General features: G+C 73.8%; 24 protein-coding genes and 1 pseudogene. 7 read left to right on the top strand and 18 right to left on the bottom strand.

Annotated features, from left to right (window positions below; all coding sequences use genetic code 11):
• Nucleotides 1-40: 40 nt before the first annotated feature.
• Nucleotides 41-544, top strand: coding sequence for an ATP-binding protein (locus ACH4TP_RS24745; protein ID WP_398439162.1), 504 nt, complete (start codon nt 41-43; stop codon nt 542-544).
• A 143-nt stretch (nt 545-687) separates the two neighbouring features.
• Here the strand turns inward: ACH4TP_RS24745 and ACH4TP_RS24740 are convergent, their stop codons facing one another.
• Both ACH4TP_RS24740 and ACH4TP_RS24735 read right to left on the bottom strand, forming a co-directional pair.
• A complete protein-coding gene (locus tag ACH4TP_RS24740) occupies nt 688-966 on the bottom strand; it encodes an STAS domain-containing protein (protein WP_398439161.1) in 279 nt (92 codons plus the stop codon).
• Between the two features lie 166 nt (nt 967-1,132).
• Entirely contained in the window at nt 1,133-1,480 is a 348-nt protein-coding gene (locus tag ACH4TP_RS24735; protein WP_398439160.1) for a MarR family transcriptional regulator, read from the bottom strand.
• Nucleotides 1,481-1,653: 173 nt separating this feature from the next.
• On the opposite strand from ACH4TP_RS24735, the gene ACH4TP_RS24730 reads away from it, so the two are divergent.
• Nucleotides 1,654-2,016, top strand: a complete 363-nt coding sequence (locus ACH4TP_RS24730) for an STAS domain-containing protein (protein ID WP_398439159.1) — start codon at nt 1,654-1,656, stop codon at nt 2,014-2,016.
• A 37-nt stretch (nt 2,017-2,053) separates the two neighbouring features.
• Here ACH4TP_RS24730 and ACH4TP_RS24725 read toward each other — a convergent pair whose 3' ends face one another.
• The 11 genes from ACH4TP_RS24725 to ACH4TP_RS24675 all read right to left on the bottom strand — a co-directional run bounded on the left by ACH4TP_RS24725 (nt 2,054) and on the right by ACH4TP_RS24675 (nt 13,556).
• Nucleotides 2,054-3,877 carry a complex I subunit 5 family protein gene (locus ACH4TP_RS24725; RefSeq protein WP_398439158.1) on the bottom strand — a complete coding sequence of 608 codons (1,824 nt, stop codon included), beginning with the start codon at nt 3,875-3,877 and terminating at the stop codon, nt 2,054-2,056.
• Nucleotides 3,878-3,880: 3 nt separating this feature from the next.
• Complete coding sequence (locus ACH4TP_RS24720; RefSeq protein ID WP_389226085.1) at nt 3,881-4,228, bottom strand: sodium:proton antiporter; 348 nt, start codon at nt 4,226-4,228, stop codon at nt 3,881-3,883.
• On the bottom strand, nt 4,228-4,980 hold the full coding sequence (locus tag ACH4TP_RS24715) for an MnhB domain-containing protein (RefSeq protein WP_398439157.1): 753 nt from the start codon (nt 4,978-4,980) through the stop codon (nt 4,228-4,230). The genes ACH4TP_RS24720 and ACH4TP_RS24715 overlap by 1 nt, the downstream gene beginning before the upstream one ends.
• Nucleotides 4,977-5,273: a Na(+)/H(+) antiporter subunit B gene (locus tag ACH4TP_RS24710; RefSeq protein WP_389226079.1), complete on the bottom strand. Its 297-nt coding sequence runs from the start codon at nt 5,271-5,273 to the stop codon at nt 4,977-4,979. Before ACH4TP_RS24710 ends, ACH4TP_RS24715 begins: the two co-directional genes overlap by 4 nt.
• A complete protein-coding gene (locus ACH4TP_RS24705; protein ID WP_398439156.1) occupies nt 5,270-5,596 on the bottom strand; it encodes a monovalent cation/H(+) antiporter subunit G in 327 nt (108 codons plus the stop codon). The genes ACH4TP_RS24710 and ACH4TP_RS24705 overlap by 4 nt, the downstream gene beginning before the upstream one ends.
• 28 nt (nt 5,597-5,624) lie before the next feature.
• On the bottom strand, nt 5,625-5,909 hold the full coding sequence (locus ACH4TP_RS24700) for a monovalent cation/H+ antiporter complex subunit F (protein ID WP_398439155.1): 285 nt from the start codon (nt 5,907-5,909) through the stop codon (nt 5,625-5,627).
• Nucleotides 5,906-6,349 carry a hypothetical protein gene (locus ACH4TP_RS24695; protein WP_398439154.1) on the bottom strand — a complete coding sequence of 148 codons (444 nt, stop codon included), beginning with the start codon at nt 6,347-6,349 and terminating at the stop codon, nt 5,906-5,908. The genes ACH4TP_RS24700 and ACH4TP_RS24695 overlap by 4 nt, the downstream gene beginning before the upstream one ends.
• Before the next feature lie 330 nt (nt 6,350-6,679).
• Nucleotides 6,680-7,630, bottom strand: a complete 951-nt coding sequence (locus ACH4TP_RS24690; protein ID WP_398439153.1) for a TIGR03557 family F420-dependent LLM class oxidoreductase — start codon at nt 7,628-7,630, stop codon at nt 6,680-6,682.
• Nucleotides 7,627-8,793, bottom strand: coding sequence for an enolase C-terminal domain-like protein (locus ACH4TP_RS24685; protein WP_398439152.1), 1,167 nt, complete (start codon nt 8,791-8,793; stop codon nt 7,627-7,629). Before ACH4TP_RS24685 ends, ACH4TP_RS24690 begins: the two co-directional genes overlap by 4 nt.
• On the bottom strand, nt 8,790-11,765 hold the full coding sequence (locus ACH4TP_RS24680) for an FAD-binding and (Fe-S)-binding domain-containing protein (protein WP_398439150.1): 2,976 nt from the start codon (nt 11,763-11,765) through the stop codon (nt 8,790-8,792). The genes ACH4TP_RS24685 and ACH4TP_RS24680 overlap by 4 nt, the downstream gene beginning before the upstream one ends.
• A 3-nt stretch (nt 11,766-11,768) precedes the next feature.
• Entirely contained in the window at nt 11,769-13,556 is a 1,788-nt protein-coding gene (locus ACH4TP_RS24675; RefSeq protein WP_398439149.1) for a thiamine pyrophosphate-requiring protein, read from the bottom strand.
• A gap of 203 nt (nt 13,557-13,759) precedes the next feature.
• Here ACH4TP_RS24675 and ACH4TP_RS24670 point away from each other — a divergent pair, with 203 nt between their 5' ends.
• Both ACH4TP_RS24670 and ACH4TP_RS24665 read left to right on the top strand, forming a co-directional pair.
• A complete protein-coding gene (locus ACH4TP_RS24670) occupies nt 13,760-14,320 on the top strand; it encodes a hypothetical protein (RefSeq protein ID WP_398439147.1) in 561 nt (186 codons plus the stop codon).
• Nucleotides 14,321-14,335: 15 nt separating this feature from the next.
• Nucleotides 14,336-15,010: a hypothetical protein gene (locus ACH4TP_RS24665; RefSeq protein WP_398439146.1), complete on the top strand. Its 675-nt coding sequence runs from the start codon at nt 14,336-14,338 to the stop codon at nt 15,008-15,010.
• Nucleotides 15,011-15,095: 85 nt separating this feature from the next.
• Here the strand turns inward: ACH4TP_RS24665 and ACH4TP_RS24660 are convergent, their stop codons facing one another.
• Nucleotides 15,096-15,251, bottom strand: a complete 156-nt coding sequence (locus tag ACH4TP_RS24660) for a hydrophobic protein (protein WP_398439144.1) — start codon at nt 15,249-15,251, stop codon at nt 15,096-15,098.
• Between the two features lie 208 nt (nt 15,252-15,459).
• On the opposite strand from ACH4TP_RS24660, the gene ACH4TP_RS24655 reads away from it, so the two are divergent.
• On the top strand, nt 15,460-16,587 hold the full coding sequence (locus ACH4TP_RS24655; RefSeq protein ID WP_398439143.1) for an SDR family oxidoreductase: 1,128 nt from the start codon (nt 15,460-15,462) through the stop codon (nt 16,585-16,587).
• A 54-nt stretch (nt 16,588-16,641) separates the two neighbouring features.
• Here the strand turns inward: ACH4TP_RS24655 and ACH4TP_RS24650 are convergent, their stop codons facing one another.
• From ACH4TP_RS24650 to ACH4TP_RS24635, 4 genes are all read right to left on the bottom strand, one after another.
• Nucleotides 16,642-17,658 (bottom strand): iron-containing redox enzyme family protein, encoded by a 1,017-nt coding sequence (locus ACH4TP_RS24650; RefSeq protein WP_398184473.1) that lies wholly within the window; start codon nt 17,656-17,658, stop codon nt 16,642-16,644.
• Nucleotides 17,655-17,999 carry a CDGSH iron-sulfur domain-containing protein gene (locus tag ACH4TP_RS24645; protein WP_398439142.1) on the bottom strand — a complete coding sequence of 115 codons (345 nt, stop codon included), beginning with the start codon at nt 17,997-17,999 and terminating at the stop codon, nt 17,655-17,657. The genes ACH4TP_RS24650 and ACH4TP_RS24645 overlap by 4 nt, the downstream gene beginning before the upstream one ends.
• Nucleotides 18,000-18,063: 64 nt before the next feature.
• Nucleotides 18,064-18,753, bottom strand: coding sequence for a HemK2/MTQ2 family protein methyltransferase (locus tag ACH4TP_RS24640; protein WP_398184479.1), 690 nt, complete (start codon nt 18,751-18,753; stop codon nt 18,064-18,066).
• A gap of 5 nt (nt 18,754-18,758) precedes the next feature.
• Nucleotides 18,759-19,877, bottom strand: coding sequence for a YbdK family carboxylate-amine ligase (locus ACH4TP_RS24635; RefSeq protein WP_398439141.1), 1,119 nt, complete (start codon nt 19,875-19,877; stop codon nt 18,759-18,761).
• A 148-nt stretch (nt 19,878-20,025) separates the two neighbouring features.
• On the opposite strand from ACH4TP_RS24635, the gene ACH4TP_RS24630 reads away from it, so the two are divergent.
• Complete coding sequence (locus ACH4TP_RS24630) at nt 20,026-20,211, top strand: hypothetical protein (protein WP_398184485.1); 186 nt, start codon at nt 20,026-20,028, stop codon at nt 20,209-20,211.
• A 57-nt stretch (nt 20,212-20,268) separates the two neighbouring features.
• Nucleotides 20,269-20,739 (top strand): annotated as a pseudogene (locus ACH4TP_RS24625) (SRPBCC family protein); the annotation flags it as partial.
• Nucleotides 20,740-21,040: the final 301 nt, after the last annotated feature.

Here is a 21,040-nt window from a genome sequence, read left to right as displayed (position 1 = left end):
GTCCGCCGGGGAACGCAGGTGGAGGTGAGGGGAGTTGAGGGTGGTCGAGCCTGGTGCTCCGACGGTCTTCCTGCTGGTGGGGCTGACCGGCTCGGGGAAGACGACCCATGCCCGGCGGGTGCTGGAGCCCCGGGGTGCGGTGCGGTTGTCGGTGGACGAGGTGGTCTTCGAGCGGTACGGGCGGTACGGCGTCGACTACCCGGAGAACGCCTACTTCGAGAAGGAGGCCCCGGTCGTCGCCGAGCTGCACGAGCGGCTGGTCGAACTGGTCGCCGAGGGCCGGGACGTGGTGTGGGACCACGGGCTGTGGCCGCGTGAGGAGCGCGAGGCGATGAAGAGGCTGGTGGAGTCGGCCGGCGGGCGGTGGAGGCTCATGTACTTCCCGGTCGGGCGCGACGAGCTGCTGCGCCGGCTGGCGGCGTGCAACGAGCGGGTGGATGCCAACGCGCTCGTCGTGACGACGGAAGCCCTGGACGACTTCCCCGCCCGGTTCGAGGAGCCTCGGGGCGAGGGCGAGGAGATCGTCGACCCGGACTGGCTCTGAGGCGCCGGCGGGCGCCGGTCGGTGGTGATCGTGGCGGCTTCGGCCAGGGCGCACTCTGCTTCTCGTCGAGGTCGGGCCGTTGTCGACACCGTCAGTTCGTACACCACACCGACGCGCCGCCCGTGAGGGGCGGGTGGCCGGGCTCAGTCCGCCGCGACGGGGATGTAGGTGAACAGGCTGTCCGTGCGGGTGAGTTCCAGCAGTCTGATCATCTGATGGCTGGGTGCCGCGAGGATGAGGTGTTGCCCCTGTTCCAGCCCGCGCCGACGGGCTGCCAGGAGCACGTTGAGGCCTGAGGAGTCGCAGAAGGAGGAGTTCTGCAGGTCGACGACGATGTCCGAGCCCGCGGGGGCCTGGGTCAGGGTCGCTGTGAGCGAGGCGTGGAGTTCTTCGGCGTGTTCGAAGTCCATTTCGCCGCTCACGTGGACCACGTTCCGGCGGGGTTCCGGGTCTGTGGTCGGGCGACCTGTGCGCCCGGTGCCGGCGGCCATGGTGCACCTCCTGCGTGACGCTAGGTTTATGCCCCGAGGGGTGCGCTCTATGCCTGTACGGGTGTTTTCCTGTGGCGGGGGAGCGGTTTCGGGGCCGCTACGGCTTCTTGTCGTCCGGGGGTGGGGTTTTCTCGGGTGGGGGTGGTGGGGCGGCGAGCAGGGCGAGGAGTTCGGCGATCTCGTGGCCGGCTTCCGCGGGGTGGCGGAAGGGGGAGCTGGAGATGACGGTGTAGCGGTTGCGGCGGCCGTCCTCGGCGCGCGTGCGGGTGAGGTATCCGGCTTCTTCGAGGTCCGCCACGATGGCCTGGACGGTTCGTTCGGTGAGGGTGCAGACGAGGGCGACCTCACGGAGCCGGATGTGGGGGTCGCGGGCGATGGTGAGCAGGACGCGGGCGTGGTTGGTGAGGAACGTCCATCTGGATCCCTGCAATCCTTTTTCTCCCATAGGGGGACTATGCCCGATTTTTTTCGAGGGAAGGGCTCGTTTTCAGGGAAGAGGAGGGGAAGGGAGGGGTGTGCGCGGTGTAGTCGTGCGATAGGGATTTCCTGCAATTATTGACGCATAAGATGGCTGGGGTGATAATTCGCACAAAGGGGGCATTTGGCTTTGGAGGCACGATGATCAGCCGCCGCGAAGCTTCCAGGCCGGTCGCCGAGAGTGACGGAGGAGTCAGCATCTCCGTGGGACCGAACGCGAACGGCGCGGCCGTCATCGTCCGCGGTGAGCTCGACATCGAAAGCGCCACCCATTTGAGAACGGTCCTTCTGCAGGCCATGGAGGCCTGTGGTGAGGGTGCCGCGCTCACCCTGGACCTGTCTCAGGTCGAGTTCTGCGATTCCAGCGGTTTGAACGTACTGCTGCGTGCCCGCCAGCGGGCCCTCAGTGAGCACCGCTCCCTTGTCATCACGGCCGCCAGCCCCCAGATGACCCGCCTGCTGGAGATCACCGGATCAGCGCAGCTTTTCGCAGGTGAGGGATGACCGTCCGCCATCACCCCCGCAGGTGACGCGGGCCCGTTCAGGTCTGGGTGACGATCGCGGCGCACAGGGCGGCGAGGCCGAGGGTGAGCCAGGCGAGGTAGTCGCCGAGGTGTCCGGAGTGCAGGCGGCGTAGGGTCCGCACCGCGCGGACGACCGGGTGGCGGGCGGGGAGCGCGGGGCCGCGGTGGTGGACCGCGGCGGTCGCCGACGCGGCGGCGAGGGCGGTGGACAGCAGGCCGAGGAGCACTCCCCGTACGGTCCAGCCGGACTCCGGCGCCGTCCCGGCGGCCGGTGGCGTGCCGGGGCCGGTGAGGACCGCGGCGGCGTAGTGGGCGGGGTCGGTGAAGACGGCCGCCCCGTGGGCGAGCGCGCCGGCGACGGCCGGGAGGCAGCCGATGAGCACGGCCAGGGCCAACAGGACGCCCGGGACCACGATCATGGTGGGCGGCAGGGTGCGCCGGGGCGAGCGGATCTCGGGTTCCTCGCCCTCGCCGGTGGTCTCCTCCTCGCCCGGACGGCTGTGGGGTGCGGGGCCCGCCCCGAAGAACACGCGCAGGCCCGCGCGGAGCGCGGCGGCGCCAGTGACGGCGGAGGCGGCGACGAACACGGCGGGCAGCAGCCAGGGCAGCGCGTGCCCGGCGGCGTCCTCGCCGAGCGCCTTGCCGAGGCCGGTGCCGAACGGCGGCAGCCCGGCCAGGGCGAGGGAGCCGGTCACGAACAGCGCCCCCACCAGGCGCAGTTCACGGGCCTTGCCGTGCAGGCCGTGCTCGTCGACGGAGCCGTAGCGGTCGAGGAGCACTCCCGTGAGGGCGAAGAGCGCGGCCTTGACGCAGCCGTGCGCGGCGACGTACACCGCCGTGCCGGTGACGCCGGCGGGGGTGAGCAGGGCGACGCCGATGAGGAACAGGCCGACGTGGCTGACGGTGGAGAACGCGAGGAGCCGCTTGAGGTGGCGCTGCTGCCAGCACATCAGGGCGCCCACCAGAGCGGTCAGCACACCGAGGGCGGTGAAGGTGGTGCGGAAGGCCTGCGGGGGGATGCCGCCGGGGCCGGAGAAGACGGTCCAGTACACGCGGCCGACGCCGTACACGCCGAGCTCGACCATCACGCCGGACATCAGCATGCACACCGGGGTGGGGGCCACCGCGTGGGCGTCGGGCAGCCAGAAGTGGAACGGTACGGCCGCGGCCTTCACCAGCAGGGCGGTGCAGATGAGGACGAACGCGACGACGGTCAGGACGTCGGTGGGGCGGGAGGCCAGGCGCGACCCCAGGCGGGCGAGGTTGAGTTCGCCGGTGCGGGCGTAGAGGAGGCCGATGCCGAAGAGGGAGCAGTAGGCGGCGAAGGAGGTGACGATGCCGAAGGTGAGGGCGCCGTGGAGGGGGCGGGGGTCCTCGATGCGGTATCCGGTCAGCGCGTAGGCGGCCGCTCCCATGAGTTCGAAGAAGACGAAGGCGTTGAACAGGTCTCCGGTCAGGGCGAAGCCCGCCATCCCGGCCTCGAAGAGCAGGATCAGGGCGGGGAAGGCTCCGGCGTGTTCGCCGGAGGGCTCGTCGAAGTACCGCCAGGAGTAGACCACGACCGCGAGGACCAGGACGGCGACGAGCAGTGCCAGACCCGCTCCGACCGGGTCGGCGGCGAGCACGATGCCCAGGCGGGCGGGCCAGCCGCCCAGGTCCGCCGTCGCGAGGTGCCGGCTCCGCGGCCAGAGCAGGGCCAGGCAGACCACTTCGGCCGTCGCCGACGCCGTCGCCAGGACGTCGCAGCCGATACGGGGCAGCGTCCGGCCGGCGACGGCGAGCAGCGCCGCGCCGAGCAGGGGGATCGCCACGGCGAGCGGCAGCAGGGCGGCCTCGGTCACGTGTCAGCCCCGGAGGCCGGTGAGTGCCTGGGGGTCGACGGTGCCGTGGCGTTTGCGTAGTTGGATGGTGAGGGCGAGCAGCAGGGCGGTGACGGTGGCGCCGACGACGACGTCGGTCAGCGCCAGCGCCTGCACGACGGGGTCGACGACCGGACGGCTGCCGGGCGTGAGGTCGGAGTACACGGGGGCGGTCGCGCCACGGCGGTAGCCGACGCCGAGGAGCAGGAGGTAGGTGGAGGACTGGGCGACGGCCAGGCACCCGATGGCGTGGATGAGGTCGCGGCTGGTGACCAGGCCGTACAGGGCGATCAGCAGGACCCATCCGGCGGCGAGACAGGGCCACGTTCCCATCAGTTGTCTCCGTTCTCGGGCCGGCCGGGGTCGGTGAGTTCGACGGCCTGGCTGAGGAAGTGGGCGAGCAGGACGACCAGGCCGCAGGCCACCTCGACGCCGACCGCGGCGTTCAGCACCGCGACGGTGCCGCCGGAGGTGAGGGTGTTGAAGGTGCCCAGCGGCAGCACGTTCTCGAGGAACGCGCCGCCGGCGACCAGACCGGCCAGGCCGACGAGGGAGTACGAAGCGGCCGCGAGCGAGTCCGCCACGTCCAGCACGGTCAGCGGCCGGATCCGCTTCAGGGCGCGGTGGTCGGCGGCGACGTACGCCAGGTGCAGGGCGGTGGCGAGCACGACGCCGCCCTGGAAACCGCCGCCGGGGCTGAGCTGACCGTGCGCGACGACGTACACGCCGACGATCAGGGCGACGGGCAGCAGCACGGTGCCGAACAGGCGGGTGGTCGGCATGACGCGTTCCGCCTCCGCCCGGCGGTGGCGTTCGTCATGGGCCCGGCGCAGCAGCAGGGCCGCCCCGAGGACGGTGCCGAAGAGGATCGACTCCTCGCCGAGCGTGTCGAAGGCGCGGATGTCGAAGTTGACCGAGGAGACGACGTTCGCGGTGCGGTGGGCCAGGGCCGCCGCCACCGCCCGCTCGCCGTAGGGATGGTCCGGTGTCCCGAAGGGCGGCAGATGCGCGCAGGCGGCCGTGAAGAAGCCGGCGAACAGCACGGCGGCGACCAGGAACACGATCAGCCGGGCGCGCGCCGTCACCCCCGCTCCCGCCTCTCGGTGCCGCCGTGCCCGTCGGCGTCGCGGCTCGCGCGCGTGGGGCGACGGGTGACCTTGCGGACGGTCAGCAGGATCAGCAGCGGGGTCAGCGCGGTGCCCACGGCCAGCTGGGACAGGGCCACGTCGGGGGCCTGGAGCACGGCGAAGAGGAGCGCCAGGCCCAGGCCCAGGACGGAGAGGACGACGGCTTGCCGGGCCGGGTCCCGGGTGAGGACCGCGACCGTCGCGGTGAGCACGACGAAGGCGACGGAGACGCCGACCAGCCACTCGTTCACGCCCCGCCCCCCTCCTCGGCCGACCCGCCCCTCTCCTCGGCCGGTTCGACCTCGACGGCGGCGCGGCCCACGGCGATGGTGGTCACCGTGCCGCCGGCGGCGAAGAGCAGGCCGATGAACAGGGTCTTGGCGGCCGCCCGGCCCACCCCCTGGTCGACGGCCACCGCCGCGGCGATCAGCGGCACCCCCGCACACGACGCGGGCGCCAGCGCATGCAGCCGCATCAGCGTGCCGCGCAGCCGCAGCACCGCCGCCGCGGACAGGAGCACGCACGCCACACCGGTCCACAGCAGCACTTGTACGAGCACGTGACGCGCCGTCAATCCGTGTCCTCCCTCCTGCCCGCCGCCGTCAGGCCCCGGGCGCGGAATCGTGTGACGTGGGGGCGGTGCCGGCGACGAAACGGGTGAAGACGAGGGTGCCGGCGGGGGCGAGGACGCCGAGCATCAGCGCGAGGTCCTGGTAGGACGAGCGGTCGTAGGCCTGCGGCAGTACGAGGAAAACGGCGCCGGCCACGCCCGAGAACAGCGAGGCCCCGACCAGGCGGCGCACCGCGCTGCCGCGCGCCGCCACCCACAAGCAGGCCGGAGCCGGGACGGCCAGCAGGACCAGGGCCGCCGCCGCCCAGGCGTTCACCGCGCACCGTCCGCGCGGGCCACGGCCCGTTCCATCGGCCCGGCTCCCCGGCGCAGGGTGTGGACGAGGACCTCGTCGTCGTGGGGGACGTCGATCACGCAGGTGTCCGGCGACGTGGCGAGCAGCGTGCCCGCCCACCCGGCCCCGGTGCCGGGCCCCAGGCGGACGCGCCGCACCGTGGCGCCCGCCTGACCGGTGACCAGGGCGGCCGTCAGCGCGGCCAGACCCCGTACGACCGAGCCGGGCAGGGCGAGGAGCGCGCGCCCCGCGCCCCGGCCGCCCCCGACCCGGCCGCCGACGGCCTGACGGATCCTGCGGGCCGCGAACGCCCCGCCGAGGGCGGCGACAACGGCCACGAGCAGTTCGACGGGGGACACGGAGCTGATGAACACCACCGTCGCGGCGGTGAGCACGGCCCACCACACCACGATTTCCAGCACCTCGCGCATTCCCGGCCGGGGTCACCCGCCCGGCCCAGCAGCGGCGGGGAGGAACGTCAGCCGGGCGGCTCCGGGGACCCCGGCCCGGGGGACGGGGCGGGCCTCCCGGGCGGTGCCGGGCGATCCGGCGGCGAGGGCGGCTCGGCCGGGTCCGGCGGCGCGGGCGGCCCGACCGGGTCCGGCGGGCCGGGCGGCCGCGGCGGTTCCGGCGGGGGCACGGGCGTGGTGTCGGGGTCGGGCGGCACCGGAACGGTGCCCATGTCCAGCGGGGTCGGGCGCTCCTTCGCGCGCGTCCCGATGTGTTCGTACCGCACGGTCGTACCTTCCTTCTCACAGGGCGGGCAGAACCCGCTCCCGGTAGGCCTCGAAGAAGGACTCCTGGTCGGGGCCGATCTGCCCGACGTACACCTCGTCGAATCCGGCCCGCGCATAGGCGCGTACGGTCTCCACGTGCTCTTCGGCCTCGTCGCCGCAGGTGACCGCGTCGGCGACCATCTCCCGGGTGACGAGCTCGCTCGCCTGCTCGAAGTGGGCCGGGGTCGGCAGGACCTGGGCGAGCTCGCCGGGCAGCAGCTCGCTCGGCCACAGGCGGTGCACCAGGTCGACGGCCTCGTCCCGGTCGCCGCTCCAGCACACCTTCACTCCGCCCACCACCTTCTTGCCCGCGCCGCCGTTCTCCCGGAAGGCGCCCACCAGGTCGGTGTCGGGGGCCATGGTGACGAACCCGTCCCCGATCCGGCCGGCCAGCTCGGCGGCCTTCGGCCCGAACGCGGAGACGTACACCGGCAGACGACCCTCGGGGGCGGTGTAGAGGCGGGCGTTGTCGATGGTGTAGTGCCGGCCGCGGTGGCTGACCAGCTCGCCGGTGAACAACTCGCGCATCACCTCCACGGCCTCGTCGAGCATCTCGGCACGGTCCTCGAACGACGGCCACGCGTCGCCGTGGACGTGCTCGTTCAACGCCTCCCCGGTCCCCACGCCCAGGGCGAAGCGGCCGCCGAGCAGGACGCTGGAGGTGGCGGCGGCCTGGGCGGTGACGGCGGGGTGCAGACGGACCGTCGGACAGGTCACCAGCGTCGTGACGGGCAGGTCCACGGCCTGGGACAGCGCGCCGATCACCGACCACACGAACGCGCTGTTGCCCTGGGCGTCGTTCCACGGGTGGAAGTGGTCGGAGATCGCCAGCCTCGTGAACCCGGCCCGTTGCGCCAGCCGGGCCTGGTCGATCAGCTCCCCGGGGGTGAACTCCTCGGACGCCAGGAAGTATCCGTAGTCGGTCATGGCCATCCCGTTCCTTCCTCTGTGCTCGGTGACCCGCCGACACGGTGCTCGTCCGCGACGTCGGGCCGGATCGTCAGGCCGAGGCCCGGTTCCCCGCTCCGGCCGGGCCGCACGGCGCCGCCGGCCGGGTCGAGGGCGCCCTCGAACAGCAGGTTCTCGACGCGGACGTGGTCGTGGAACCACTCCTGGTGCCGGAGGTTCGGCACGGCCGCGGCGGCGTGGGCGTGGAGGTTGGGGGCGCAGTGGGCGGACAGCTGCAGGCCGTGGGCCTCGGCGAGAGCGGCGGCGCGCAGCCACACGGTGATGCCGCCGCAGCGGGTGGCGTCGGCCTGCAGGCAGTCCACGGCCGGGATCATGCGGGCGAAGCAGGGCAGGTCGTAGCCGTACTCGCCGGCGGCGACGTCGGCCGCGACGGCGGCGCGCACGTGGGCGAGGCCGGTGAGGTCGTCGGAGGAGACGGGCTCCTCGAACCAGCCGACGCCCATGCCGTCCAACGCCCTCCCGACCCGGACGGCCTGCTTGCGGGTGTAGGCCCCGTTCGCGTCCACGTACAGTTCGGCGTCGTCGCCCACGAGGGCCCGGGCCCGCCCGGTGCGTTCCAGGTCGCGCCGCTCCCGGGTCCCCCACCCCTCACCGATCTTGATCTTGAAGCGGGTGATGCCCTGGTCCGCCCACCCGTCGAGCTGCTCGGCGAGCCGGCGATCGGTGTACGTGGCGAAGCCGCCGCTGCCGTAGACGGGGACGTCGGTCCGGGCCCTGCCGAGCAGATCGGCCAGCGGCAGTTCAAGGAGGCGGGCCTTGAGGTCCCACAGGGCGACGTCGACGGCGGAGACGGCTCCGGCGATCAGGCCGGGCCGGCCGGCGTTCCGTACCGCCCGGCTCATCGCCTCGTTCGCCGACGGGACGTCGAGGACCGTCCGGCCCACGACCACCTCGTGGAGGAGCCCGCCGACCACGTCGGCGGCGGCCCGGTCGCCGTAGGTGTAGCCCAGGCCCGCCGCGCCGCCGCCACGGACCCGCACCAGGACCATGGTCGTACGGTCCCAGGCGAACGTGCCGTCCGCCTCGGGGGCATCGGTCGGGAACTCCAGGACGTCGGCCTCCAGGGCCTCGACCGTCGGGGTGCCGGTGGCCGTGGTCCGCGGCGCGGGCGGGGACCTCATCGCGTCGCACCCCTCCGGAGCCGGGGGCGCGCGGCCGCCTTCTCGGGGCGGTCGGCGGGCAGCGGCCCGTCCAGCGCCAGGGCGAGGGCCTCGGCCAGGTGCAGGGCCCGGCGGCCGGTCGGGGCCTGTTCGATCTGGGTGCGGCAGCTGAACCCGTCGGCCAGGACGAGGGCGCCGGGCGGGGTGTCGCGCACGGCGGGCAGCACGCCCAGCTCGGCGACGGCCCGCGACACGTCGTAGTGCCCTCGGGTGAAGCCGAAGTCGCCGGCGAGGCCGCAGCAGCCCTCGTCGAGCACGCGCGCGTCCAGACCGGCCCGGCGCATCAGTTCCCGGTCGGGGTCGGCGCCGAGGACGGCATGCTGATGGCAGTGGGTCTGCACGGTCGCCGCCCGGTGGACCGCGGGCGGCCGCCAGCCGTCGGGGGCGTGCCCGACGAGCTGTTCGGCGAAGGTCCGGGTCTGCGCCGCGAGGCGGGTGATGTCCTGGTCGCCGGAGAGCAGTTCCGGGGCGTCGGACCGGAAGACCGCCGTGCAGGACGGTTCGAGGCCGATGACCGGCGTCCCGGCCTCCAGCCACGGCCGCAGCACGCGCGTGGTCCGTCCCAGGACGCGGCGGGCGGTGGCGAGCTGCCCGGTGGAGATCCACGTCAGACCGCAGCACACCGCCCCGTGCGGCACCGCGACCCGGAAGCCCGCGTCCTGGAGGACCCGGACCGCGGCCTCGGCGACGTGCGGGTGGAAGTGGTTGGTGAAGGTGTCCGGCCAGAGCAGCACGGTGCGCGGGTCGCGCGGATCGGGCCGCGTGCCGTCGGACCGGTGCCAGGCCTCCTGGAACGACTCGGCGGCGAAGAGGGGTACGTCACGGCGCGGATCGACGCCCGCGAGCAGCTTCCCCGCCCGGCCGAGAACCGGCGCGTGCAGGGCGGCGTTCGCGAACCCCGGCGCCGTGCGGGCCAGCCGCGCCCACAACGGCAGCCAGCCCAGGGAGTAGTGGGTGGGCGGGCGCGGCCGGCCCCGGTAGTGGTGGGCGAGGAACTCGGCCTTGTAGGTGGCCATGTCGACCCCGACGGGGCAGTCGGACTTGCAGCCCTTGCAGGCCAGGCACAGGTCGAGGGCGTCGCGGACCTCGGTGGAGCGCCAGCCGCCGGTGACCGGAGAGTCGTCGTGGCCGCCGAGCATCTCGAACAGCAGCCGCGCCCGGCCTCGGGTGGAGTGCTCCTCCTCGCCGGTGGCCCGGTAGGACGGGCACATGACACCGCCCCGCCGGGTGCGGCAGTCGCCGACGCCCACACAGCGCAGCACCGCCCGCCCGAAGTCGTTGCCGTCGCCGGAGTACGCGAAGTGCGTCCGCCGCGGCTCGGGCCGCCAGGCGGCGCCCAGGCGCAGGTCCTCGTCGACGCGGTGGGGCCTGATGACCTTGCCGGGGTTCATCCGGTCGCCCGGGTCGAACAGCGCCTTGACCTCGCCCATCGCCCGCATCAGGGCCGGGGTGAACATGCGCGGCAGGAGTTCGCCGCGGGCCTGCCCGTCGCCGTGCTCGCCCGACAGCGACCCGCCGTACGAGGCCACGAGGTCGGCCGCGTCGAACAGGAACGCCCGGAACGCCTCGACGCCCTTGCCCTCGCGCAGCTCGAAGGGGATCCGGGTGTGCACGCAGCCCTGCCCGAAGTGCCCGTACAGGGAGGCCTGCTGATAACCGAACCGGTCGAAGAGCCGCTCCAGGTCGCGCAGGTAGGCGCCCAGCTTCTCCGGGGCCACCGCGGAGTCCTCCCAGCCCTCCCACGTCTCGGAGCCGTCCGGCGGGCGGGCGGTCACCCCGAGGCCAGCCTCCCGGGCCCTGAGCATCTCCCGCTCGCGCGCCGGGTCGTCGGAGAGCACCACCCCCGGGTCGTCCTCGGCACGGCCCAGCGACCGCAACAGCTCGTACGCCTGCTCGTCCGTCTCCTCCTTCGTGTCGCCGGTGAACTGGACGAGCAGCCAGCTGTCGCCCTCCGGCAGGCTCTCCAGCGACTCCAGATGGACGTGCTCCTCGCGCATCAGCTGCGCCATGCGCCCGTCGACGGCCTCCAGCTGGGCGGGGCGGCTGTGGGCGAGGAGGGCGGGGACGGCGTCGGCGGCGGCGTGGACGTCCTCGAAGCCCAGGACGAGGAGCGCCTCGGCGGCCGGCACCTCGACCAGCTCCAGCTCGGCCCGCAGGACGGTCACCAGCGTGCCCTCGCTGCCCACCAGGGCCCGGGCCACGTCGAAGCCGTTCTCCGGCAGCAGCGAGTCCAGGTTGTATCCCGAGACCCGGCGCGGGATCTTCGGATAGCCCTCGAGTATCTCGGCCAGACAGCGCCCGACGACGTCCTTCAGGTCCTGGTACAGCCGGGCGCGGGCCCCGCCCCCGGCCGTGATCCTCGCGAACTCCGCCCGGTCCGTACGACCGGCCCAGAACCGGGTGCCCCCGTACGTGAGGACGTCCAGGCGGCGGACGTTGTCGACGGTCTTGCCGTAGGCCTGGGCGGAGGCCCCGCAACTGTTGTTGCCGATCATCCCGCCGAGCGAGCAGTGACTGTGGGTGGACGGCTTCGGCCCGAACCTCAGCCCGTACGGGGCGAGCCGCCGGTTCAGTTCGTCCAGGACGATGCCCGGCTCGACCACGCAGGTCCGTGCCTCCGGGTCCACCGAAAGCAGCCGGTGGCAGTACTTGGTCCAGTCGACGACCACCGCCTCGTTGGTGCACTGCCCCCCGAGGCTGGTGCCGCCCCCACGGGACAGGACCGGCGCGTCGAACCGGGCGCACACCCCGAGCGCGGCGGCGCCGGCCTCCACCGTACGCGGCACGACCACGCCGAGCGGGACCTGACGGTAGTTGGAGCCGTCCGTCGCGTACGCCCCGCGGCTCCCCGCATCGAAGCGGACCTCGCCGTCCACCGCGGCCCGCAGGGCCCGCTCCAGTGCGACGAGCTCGACCTCCTGGCTGCCGGGCATCGGTCAGCTCCGTCCACCGCCGGGCAGGAACTCCTGGATCTTCGCCCTCAGCCCCTGCTTGACCACCGACGCCCGGTCGCCGTCGCCCTTGAGGACCGACAGCGCGGCGGCCTCGATCTGGTCCCAGGTGGAGTGCGGCGGGATCGGCGGCACCGCCGGGTCGGTGCGGAAGTCGATGACGAACGGCCGGTCCGCCGCCAGGGCCTGACGCCAGGCCGGCTCCACGTCCTCCGGCCGCTCCACCCGTACCCCTTCCAGGCCGAGCAGCCGCGCGAGGTCGGCATAGCGCAGACCGGGGACGTCCTGCGAGGGCTCGAACTTCGGGGCGCCCTCCATGGCCCGCATCTCCCAGGTGACCTGGTTGAGGTCCTGGTTGTCGAGCACCGCGACCACCATGCGGGGGTCGGACCACTCCCGGTGGTACTTCGCGGCGGTGATCAGCTCCGCGAGGCCGTTCATCTGCATGGCGCCGTCGCCGACGATCGCGATCGCCGGGCGGTCGGGATGCGCGAACTTCGCGCCGATCACGTACGGCACCCCCGGTCCCATGGTCGCGAGCGTGCCCGACAGCGAGCCGCGCATGCCGTCGCGCATCCGCAGGTGGCGGGCGTACCAGTTCGCCGCCGACCCGGAGTCCGCGGCCACCATCGCGTCCCGGGGCAGCAGCGCGTCCAGGGCATGCACGACGTACTCGGGGTTGACCGGGTCCGCGGAGACCTCGGCGCGGCGCTCCATGACCTCCCACCAGCGGGCCGCGTTGTCCTCGATGGTCTTGCGCCAGGCGCCGTCCTTCCTGGGTTCGAGCAGCGGGATCAGCCGGCGCAGCGTCTCGCGGGCGTCACCGACGAGGTTCACCTCGAACGGGTAGCGCAGGCCCACCATGGACGGGTCCAGATCGATCTGCACCGCCCTGGCCTGGTCGAACTCGGGCAGGAACTGGGTGTAGGGGAAGCTGGAGCCCACCACGAGCAGGGTGTCGCAGTCCCGCATCATCTCGTAGGAGGGACGGGTGCCGAGGAGCCCGATCGCCCCGGTGACGTAGGGCAGCGTGTCCGGCAGGGCGTCCTTGCCGAGCAGGGCCTTCGCCACGCCCGCGCCGAGCAGGTCGGCGACCTGCTCGACCTCCGGGCGGGCGCCGCGCGCACCCTGACCGATCAACACGGCCGGTCTCTCACCGGCGTTGAGGAGCTCCGCCGCCTTCGCCAGCTCCTCCTCGGCCGGGACCGGCGCGTAGCGGGAGACGCCGAGACTCGAAGGGACCTGCTTGAACGCATGCGCCGGCGGCTCGTAGTCCAGCTCCTGCACGTCCCCCGGGATGATCACCGCGGTGACCGTGCGCCGGGTGGCGGCCACCCGCAGCGCCCGGTCCAGCACGTTCGGCAGCTGAGCGGGGACGGTGACCACCTCGCGGAAATCCGAGGCCACGTCCTTGTACAGGCAGGCGAGGTCGACCTCCTGCTGGTAGGAACCGCCCATCGCGCTGCGATCGGTCTGCCCGACGATCGCCACCACCGGCACGTGGTCGAGCTTCGCGTCGTACAAGCCGTTCAGCAGGTGGATCGCGCCCGGCCCCGACGTCGCCGCGCACACCCCGGTCCGTCCGGAGAACTTCGCGTACCCCACCGCCTCGAACGCCGACATCTCCTCGTGCCGCGCCTGGACGAACCGCGGCCGGTCCCCGGCACGTCCCCAGGCGGCCAGCAGTCCGTTGATGCCGTCACCCGGGTAGGCGAAGACGTACTCCACCCCCCAGTCACGCAGCCGCTCCAGCACATGGTCGGAAACCTTCATCACCCGACTCCTCCCTGCGCGGTCCCGCTCCTCGGCCCCGGACGGGCCCACCTGCGCGACTAACCGCCGGTGGTGCGACGAAACCCGTCCGGGCCGACCCGTCGAACGGGTGCGATCGATGAGGGCGACCGTCGGCTGTTTCACCAGGGCGCCGGTGGGCAGCCGCCGGGACAAAGACCCGCCACAGCCAAGGGAGCCGGGTCATGTCCACGGGAACACTTCTGGCCATCGTCATCCCCGTCGCGGTCGTGATCGTCCTGATCGCACTGGCGATCTTCCTGGACCGCCGCCGACAGCGCCGGCTCCGCGAGCGGTTCGGCGCCGAGTACGACCGCACCGTCGAGGAGACGGGCAGCCGCCGAGTCGCCGAGTACGACCTCGGCGCGCGGGAGGAGCGGCACGAGTCGCTCGACATCCGGCCGCTCGCCCCCGACCGGAGACAGCGGTACGCGCGTGAGTGGAGAGGAGTGCAGGAACACTTCGTCGACCGTCCGGAGACGGCCGTCCACGACGCGGACCAGCTCGTGACCGCCCTCATGCGCGAACGCGGCTACCCCACGGACGACTTCGAGCAGAGGGCCCGGGACCTGTCCGTCGAGCACGGCCGCACTCTGGAGCACTACCGCGCGGCGCACGAGGTCGACCGGCTGGGCTCCGAACACCGGGCCACCACCGAGCAGTTGCGCGGGGCGATGATCCACTACCGGGTCCTCTTCGACGAACTGCTCTCCGACGGAAACCGGCCCGGCTCCGGCCGGTCCTGAGAGGCGGACTCCGCCATGCACGACGACGACACCCCCGCACAGACCGGAACCGGCCTGTCCACCGACGACATCGCCCGCTCGGGCGAGCGCGAGCGCGAGCCCGGCCCCGACACGGGCCGTGAACAGGAGGTCCGAGACACCGGCGCGGCGCCCGTGTACCCGGGCGAAGCCGTCGGTACCGGCGGCGCGGACGACGCGCCGGGCGCGGATGCGCAGACGGACAGGGACATGGACGCGGACACGGGCATGAACGCGGACAGGGACGCGGACGTGGCGCCGGTCACCGAAGCCCGGTCGGCGACCGGTACCGACGGCGCGGGCGGCACCGGAAACGCTTTCGTCCGCGAGGCCGACGGGTCACCCCGGCTGATGGACCCCGAGGAGGAGGAGAGCCTCCGGAACCGGTGGCGCGAGCTGCAGAGCCTGTTCGTGGACGACCCCCGCAGGGCCGTGCACGAGGCCGACACGCTCGTGGCGGACGTGATGCAGAAGCTCGCCACCACCTTCGCCGACCACCGCAAGGTCCTGGAAGCCCAGTGGCGACAGGACGGGGACGTCGACACGGAGAGCCTGCGCACGGCGCTGCGCAGTTACCGGTCCTTCTTCCACCGGCTGCTCAGCACGGGCGCGGCCGAACCGGCGGACTCCGGTGAACGCGAACGGGACGGCGCGACCGCTCGGAGGTCCTGACGCGCCGGACCCGCGGAGGCCGTCTCCACGCCTTGCCGCCCCGGACATCGTCCGGGGCGGCAGTACGTGTCCGGTGCGGTCGCGTTCACCAGCGGTACCAGCGGCCGCTGCCGCTCCGCATCACGAAGCCGAGCAGCCACAGCACGAGGACGGCGATGGCGATGTACCAGAGGATGTGGAGGGCGAACCCTCCGCCGAACAGCAACAGAATCACGAGAAGGACGAGAAGAAGGGCAAGCATGGAGGCACCTCCGCTGCCTCGGGGCCCGGCCGTTCGGTGTCGGCACGGGAACTCGGTACCAGCGCGGCTGCCCCCTTCCCCCGAGAACATGCGCGCCGCGCCGATGGTGTCGTGCCGGAGCCCGACAGGGATCCCCCGTCCCCGCCGTGGTTGCCCGTCACCGGAACGGGCAGGCGCCCCGTACCCCCACCGGAGGAGAGGACAAGCGATGACAAGCGGCAGGCGTGCCCCGTACGTTCCTCGCCCCTGGCGCGGGGGGCTCGCCCTGGGGACCTTCGTGGAGGGCCTGTTCGTGATCCGCGCGCGCCGGGGCGCACGGCCGCCGATGGCCGGCCGGACCGTCGTCGTCACCGGCGCGAGCGCCGGGGTGGGCCGTGCCGTCGCCCGTGTCTTCGGCGAACAGGGCGCGAGCGTCGCGCTGCTCGCCCGCGGGCGCCGCGGTCTGGACGCCGCGGCGGCCGAGGTCGAGGAGGCCGGCGGCCGGGCCCTCGTGGTACCGGTCGACATGGCCGAGCCCAGCAGGGTGGAGGAGGCCGCCGCACGCGTCGAGGAGGTCCTCGGGCCCATCGAGATCTGGGTGAACTCGGCGTTCACCTCGGTCTTCGCCCGCTTCCCGGACGTCACGGCCGACGAGTACGCGCGGGTGACCGCGGTGACCTACCTCGGCTGCGTCAACGGCACGCGAGCCGCCCTCCGGCGCATGCGCCCGCGCGACTCCGGAGTCGTCGTCCAGGTCGGCTCGGCGCTCGGTGAGGCGTCCGTGCCCCTCCAGGCGGCCTACTGCGGGGCCAAGCACGCGATCAACGGGTTCACCGCCGCCGTCCGGATGGAACTCCGGCACGAGCGCAGCGGCGTGGCCGTGACCGTCGTCCAGCTCCCCGCCCTCAACACCCCGCAGTTCTCCTGGGCCCTCTCACGGCTGCCCCGCCGCCCGCGCCCCGTGGCGCCGGTCTACCAGCCGGAGGTGGCGGCCCGCGCCGTGCTCCACGCAGCCCGCCACCCGCGTCGCGCGGAGTACCGGGTGGGGGCCTCCACGGCCGGGACCGTGCTCGCCCACCGGGTCGCCCCCGCGCTCCTGGACCGCTACCTCGCCCGTACCGGATACGACGCGCAGCAGACCGGCGAGCCCGCACGGCCCGGTGCCCCGCACAACCTGTGGGAGCCCCTCGACGGCCCCCGGGGCCGGGACCACGGCGCCCACGGCTCGTTCGGCCAGGAGGCCGCCGGCCGCTCGCCGTACACGGTGGCGGCCCGGCACCGCCTCCTGCTGTCGGCGGCCGGGGGAGCGGCGGCCGTCGCGTTCCGCGCGCTGCGCGTCCGTGCGGCACGGACCTGACGCCGACGGCCAGGCGGCACGGACCCGACACCGACGCGCCGGCCGGGCCGGTCCTCAGGGCTGTGGCAGGGGTGCGCGCAGGGCGCTCTCGCCCCGGGACCAGGCGTCCAGCACATGGGCGCCGAGCCGGTCCTCCAGGAGGCAGGTGGCGGCGATGCCGAAGGCGACGTCGGGGGCGAGGTCCGGTTCGTCCTCCAGGAGGCCGCCGACGACGTCGCGGCGCACGAGCTGCTCGTGGACGGCGTCGGCCTCCACGTGCTCCTCGTAGTACCGCTCCGCGGCCGGCCCGGCGCCGGTCCGGCGCATCGCCGCGGCGATGCGGGAGGCGGCGGGCGGCGAGGTCGTCTCCAGGGTGGCGAAGTGCCCCACGAGCGCCCCGCGCAGCCTCCGGTGCAGGCCGAACATCGACATCAGGTTCGAGGCCGCGAGCACTTCGGCCCCGGCGACGTCCACGTGGTGCCCGTACGAGGGGTCGAGACCGAGATCGGCCATGAGGTCCGCGTAGAGCCGGGAGTGCATCCGTTCCGCCCGCCCGCAGCCGTACTCGTCGTACTCGACGGCCGCCATCGCCGCCTTGGCGCGGCCGCTCAGACGGGGGATCACCCACAGGTGCGGATCGGCCTCCCGCAGCTGGTGCACGGAGCGCAGGGCGACGTACTCGCGCAGGTGCCACAGCTCGCCCGAGGACATCAGGAAGTGGGAGACGCCGGTGCCGCCGACCGGCTCCATGAGCAGGACGGCCAGCGCCTCGTCGGCGTCCGGGCGGTGACGGCAGTCATGGCGCAGCGCGCTCTCGAAGCGGTGCTCCAGCAGGGCCCGGACCCTGAGCAGGTCGGGGTCCCATTCCAGGGTCTCGGGGACGCCCGCGAAGCCCCGGTGGTGGAGCTCGTAGCAGAGGTGCAGGGCGAGCTGGAGGTCCTCCCCGTACGGTGCGCAGCGCGCGATCCCGGCCGCCCGGGGCAGCCGCGCGGAGCCGGAGCCGAGCAGCCGCTCCCGGACTCCCCGGGAGACCTCGCCGCGGGCCTCGGGGGCCTCCGGCCCGGTCGCGACGGCCGCAGTGAGCAGGGTCATGACGTCTCCGCCTCCTCGGTCGGGCCACGCGGCGTGCGCCGGGTGGCCCCCTTCGTCTCCGTGCCGGCGCCGGCCCGCAGGCGAAGCCGGTGACTCGTGTCGCAGAACGGCGCCCGCAGGGTCCGCCGGCACATGCACAGGGCCGTCACGGGCCGCTCGCAGCGGATCACCGACCCGTCCGGCATGACGATCTCCGCGCCCCCCTCCACCAGCAGCGGACCCTCGGGAAGCGGCCGCAGCCGGAGCAGGGGCGTACGGGACCGGGCGCTCTCCTGACCGTCAGGTCCACCGTCCAGCGGGATCCTCACCCACGGGGCGCTCTCGTTCGGGGAAGCAGACATCACACACCGTCCCTCGGCTCGGACTCGCCGGTATCGCGCGACTGCCCCGCTCTCCCGTCCCGAATCACACCCGGCGGGCACGGATCACGACCAGTTCCTCCGTACGCGTCCCCGGAGGGATCAGCCCCCGGACCGCGAACCAGTCCGCCCGGGCCGACATCACGGGGCCGAAGGGCTCGGTCCGGCTCCGGACGACACGGGCCCGCAGCCCGCCGCGCGCGAGCGCGTCGAGGGTGGCGGCGACCCCGGCCAGCGAGGACTGGACGAGGAGCAGGACCCCGGACGGCGCCAGGAGGCCGGGCGCCCGCGCACAGACACGGTCGAGGAGCAGACGGCCGTCGGTACCGGCGTCCCAGCTCCGCCGCGCACCGCGGGCGGGAGCCTCCGCGTCCTCGCTGGGCACGTAGGGCGGGTTCACGGTGACCAGGTCGAAGCGTTCGCGTGCCACGGGCGCGTCCAGGTCTCCGCGCACCGCCCGGATCCGGCAGCCGTGCAGCAGGGCGTTGACCCGGGAGGCGGCGACCGCGGAGCGCGAGATGTCGACGGCGGTGGCCCGCGCGCCCCGCAGCGCGGCGAGGACCGCGAGGGCACCGGTGCCCGTGCACAGGTCGAGCGAGCGCGCCCCGGGCCGCAGTTCCTCGCACCGCAGCTGGGCCGCCAGGAGCGCGGTGTCCGCCTGGGGCGCGTACACGCCGGGAAGACGGCACACGCGGAGGGCCGCCGTGCGCTCCCCGGCGCGGACGGCGGACCCCATGCCGGTCAGCTCTCCGTCGTGGCGGCGGCCAGCGCGTCGACCACCGCGCCGAATCGGCCGTGGCGGCGGAAGACGGCGCGCTGACGTGCGGCGCCGCCGCCGTCCGCGCGGATCCGCCGCCACTGCGCGTACGCCCAGTCGGTGTCGCCGGTCGCGTCGAGCCCCGGCCGGGCGAGGACGAGCAGCGCGTCCAGGAGCGCCACGGCAGGCCGCTCCAGGCCGTCCACCGGATCCAGGCCCATGCCCGTGAGGCCCTGGGCCGCGGCGAGCCGGTGGGCGCGGAGCAGGGTCGGGCCGGGGATCCGGGGCGGCGGCACCGAGGCGTCGACGCGGGCCAGCAGGGTGGCCGCGAGCCCGCGGACCAGGATCGCGAGCAACACCACCGTGTCGAGGTCGGCGTTGGCGTCGGCGACCCTGATCTCCAGGGTCGGTACGTGTTCCGAGGGCCGGGCGTGCCAGTACACCATGCGGTTGTCGAGCAGCGTCCCCTCCCTGACCAGCCGTGCGACGTGGACGAGGTACTGGGGCTCGTCGAGGACCGGGGTGGGGCCCACGGTCGGCCACCTCGCGTGCTCGACGGCCCGCCAGCTCTGGTAGCCGGTGTCGCGCCGGCCGGCGTAGGGCGAGTTCCCGGCCAGTGCCTGGAGCACCGGCAGCCACGGCCGCATGTGCTGGGCGAGCGCGAGGGCGCGCTCCCGGTCGAGCGTCCCGACGTGGACGTGGCAACCGCAGACGAGCCCGTCGTCGCGCGCGACCCCGTCGGCGCGGGTGACCAGGGAGGCGAAGCGGCGGGCCATCAGCCGGTACCGCTCGGTGTCGGTCACCGTCAGCGGCTCCTCGGGCGGCAGCACGGGGGTGCCGCAGGCGATCGGCCTGCAGCGCAGGTCCCGGGCGGCGGCGCCCACCGTCGCGCGCAGCCAGGTGAGTTCGTCGCGCAGCTCCCGGCGGCTCGCCGTGGCCCGGGTGCAGACCTCGACCTGGGCGTTGAAGAACTCGGCCTGGACCTGCTCGCCGAGCTCCCGGCCCGCCCGCCGGATGACCTCCGGAGCCCGGTTGACCGGGGCCCGCGTCGTCCGGTCGACCAGCACGAACTCTTCCTCGACGCCCATCGTCAGGATCTCCATCACGGACTCCTCGCCTCGGCGCGCGACTACCCGCCCCCGGGTCGGCCATGCCAGGGCCCGGTGGACACGCGCCCGGGCGCCGGCGGTGAATCGGTGGCCCCGCAGTGGGTAGTCGCGACGACAGCACGAACGGAAGGAGGCGGATCCCATGCCTGGCGATGCCGACGGCAGGGCGGTACGCGACCTCCACGGGCTCACCGACACGGAGTTCCGGTCACTGGTGAAGGAGATGCTCGCCGAGGCGCGCCGCTGCTTCTTCGGCCGGCCGCCCCGGGCGGAGTCCGAACTCGCCCTGCGCACCCAGCACGCCGAATTCGGAGCCGCCGCCCACTGACGGCGGTCCCGGCGTCCAGACCCCGCACAGCCATGAGGACATGAAGGAGGCCACACCATGAGCAAGGTGGAGCAGACGATCGATGTGGACGTACCGCTGCGGAACGTCTACGACCAGTGGACGCAGTTCGAGGAGTTCCCGAACTTCATGGAGGGCGTCGAGGACGTCCGGCAGATCGACGACCGGCACTGCCACTGGCAGACCAAGGTCGCCGGGGTCCGGCGCGAGTTCGACACCGAGATCGTCGACCAGCTTCCGGACCAGCGCATCGCGTGGCGCACGATGGGAGGCGACGTACGCCAGATGGGCGTCGTCAGCTTCCAGCCCCTGGACGAAAGCCACACCCGGGTGCGGCTCGCGATGGACGTCGAACCCGACGGCATGGCGGAGAAGGCCGCCGACGCCATGGGCATGCTCGACCGCCGCGTCAAGGGCGACCTCAAGCGCTTCAAGGGCTTCATCGAGGAGCACGGGCAGGCCACCGGCGGGTGGCGCGGCCGGATCCGTCCCGGGGACGCCGACACGGCGCGGACCGGAGCCATGACGGATCCGTCCGTGGGGCGCACCGAGAAGGGCCCCGAAGCGATGCGGGAGGCGCCCGGACCGATGGAGACTCCCGAACGACCGACGCGCACGGCCCGGGAGACACGGTCCTGGTCGCTGCCGTCCGACGACGAGCCGGGCATGCCCTGACCTCCGACTCCGGAGGAGAGGGCCGGCTCCCAGACGCCGGGCTCCGCGCTCGCCGGGTTTCGCGCTCGCCGGGTCCGGCGTCCGCCGGGCTCCGTGCTCGCCGGGGTCCGTGCTCGCCGGGTCCCGTGCCCGCCGG

It is taken from the genome of Streptomyces sp. NPDC021012 (genome assembly GCF_044333355.1).
Taxonomy (GTDB): Bacteria; Actinomycetota; Actinomycetes; order Streptomycetales; family Streptomycetaceae; genus Streptomyces.
The sequence above is the reverse complement of the archived record's forward strand: the minus strand, read 5'-3'. Positions and strand labels throughout refer to the sequence as shown.

Excerpts from the sequence above, each read along its gene's own strand:
- ACH4TP_RS24735 (WP_398439160.1), bottom strand. The coding sequence starts at position 1,480 with ATGGGAGAAAAAGGATTGCAGGGATCCAGATGGACGTTCCTCACCAAC.
- ACH4TP_RS24730 (WP_398439159.1), top strand. The coding sequence starts at position 1,654 with ATGATCAGCCGCCGCGAAGCTTCCAGGCCGGTCGCCGAGAGTGACGGA.
- ACH4TP_RS24720 (WP_389226085.1), bottom strand. The coding sequence starts at position 4,228 with ATGGGAACGTGGCCCTGTCTCGCCGCCGGATGGGTCCTGCTGATCGCC.
- ACH4TP_RS24690 (WP_398439153.1), bottom strand. The coding sequence starts at position 7,630 with ATGACCGACTACGGATACTTCCTGGCGTCCGAGGAGTTCACCCCCGGG.
- ACH4TP_RS24685 (WP_398439152.1), bottom strand. The coding sequence starts at position 8,793 with ATGAGGTCCCCGCCCGCGCCGCGGACCACGGCCACCGGCACCCCGACG.
- ACH4TP_RS24680 (WP_398439150.1), bottom strand. The coding sequence starts at position 11,765 with ATGCCCGGCAGCCAGGAGGTCGAGCTCGTCGCACTGGAGCGGGCCCTG.
- ACH4TP_RS24675 (WP_398439149.1), bottom strand. The coding sequence starts at position 13,556 with ATGAAGGTTTCCGACCATGTGCTGGAGCGGCTGCGTGACTGGGGGGTG.
- ACH4TP_RS24670 (WP_398439147.1), top strand. The coding sequence starts at position 13,760 with ATGTCCACGGGAACACTTCTGGCCATCGTCATCCCCGTCGCGGTCGTG.
- ACH4TP_RS24665 (WP_398439146.1), top strand. The coding sequence starts at position 14,336 with ATGCACGACGACGACACCCCCGCACAGACCGGAACCGGCCTGTCCACC.
- ACH4TP_RS24660 (WP_398439144.1), bottom strand. The coding sequence starts at position 15,251 with ATGCTTGCCCTTCTTCTCGTCCTTCTCGTGATTCTGTTGCTGTTCGGC.
- ACH4TP_RS24655 (WP_398439143.1), top strand. The coding sequence starts at position 15,460 with ATGACAAGCGGCAGGCGTGCCCCGTACGTTCCTCGCCCCTGGCGCGGG.
- ACH4TP_RS24650 (WP_398184473.1), bottom strand. The coding sequence starts at position 17,658 with ATGACCCTGCTCACTGCGGCCGTCGCGACCGGGCCGGAGGCCCCCGAG.
- ACH4TP_RS24645 (WP_398439142.1), bottom strand. The coding sequence starts at position 17,999 with ATGTCTGCTTCCCCGAACGAGAGCGCCCCGTGGGTGAGGATCCCGCTG.
- ACH4TP_RS24640 (WP_398184479.1), bottom strand. The coding sequence starts at position 18,753 with ATGGGGTCCGCCGTCCGCGCCGGGGAGCGCACGGCGGCCCTCCGCGTG.
- ACH4TP_RS24635 (WP_398439141.1), bottom strand. The coding sequence starts at position 19,877 with ATGGAGATCCTGACGATGGGCGTCGAGGAAGAGTTCGTGCTGGTCGAC.
- ACH4TP_RS24630 (WP_398184485.1), top strand. The coding sequence starts at position 20,026 with ATGCCTGGCGATGCCGACGGCAGGGCGGTACGCGACCTCCACGGGCTC.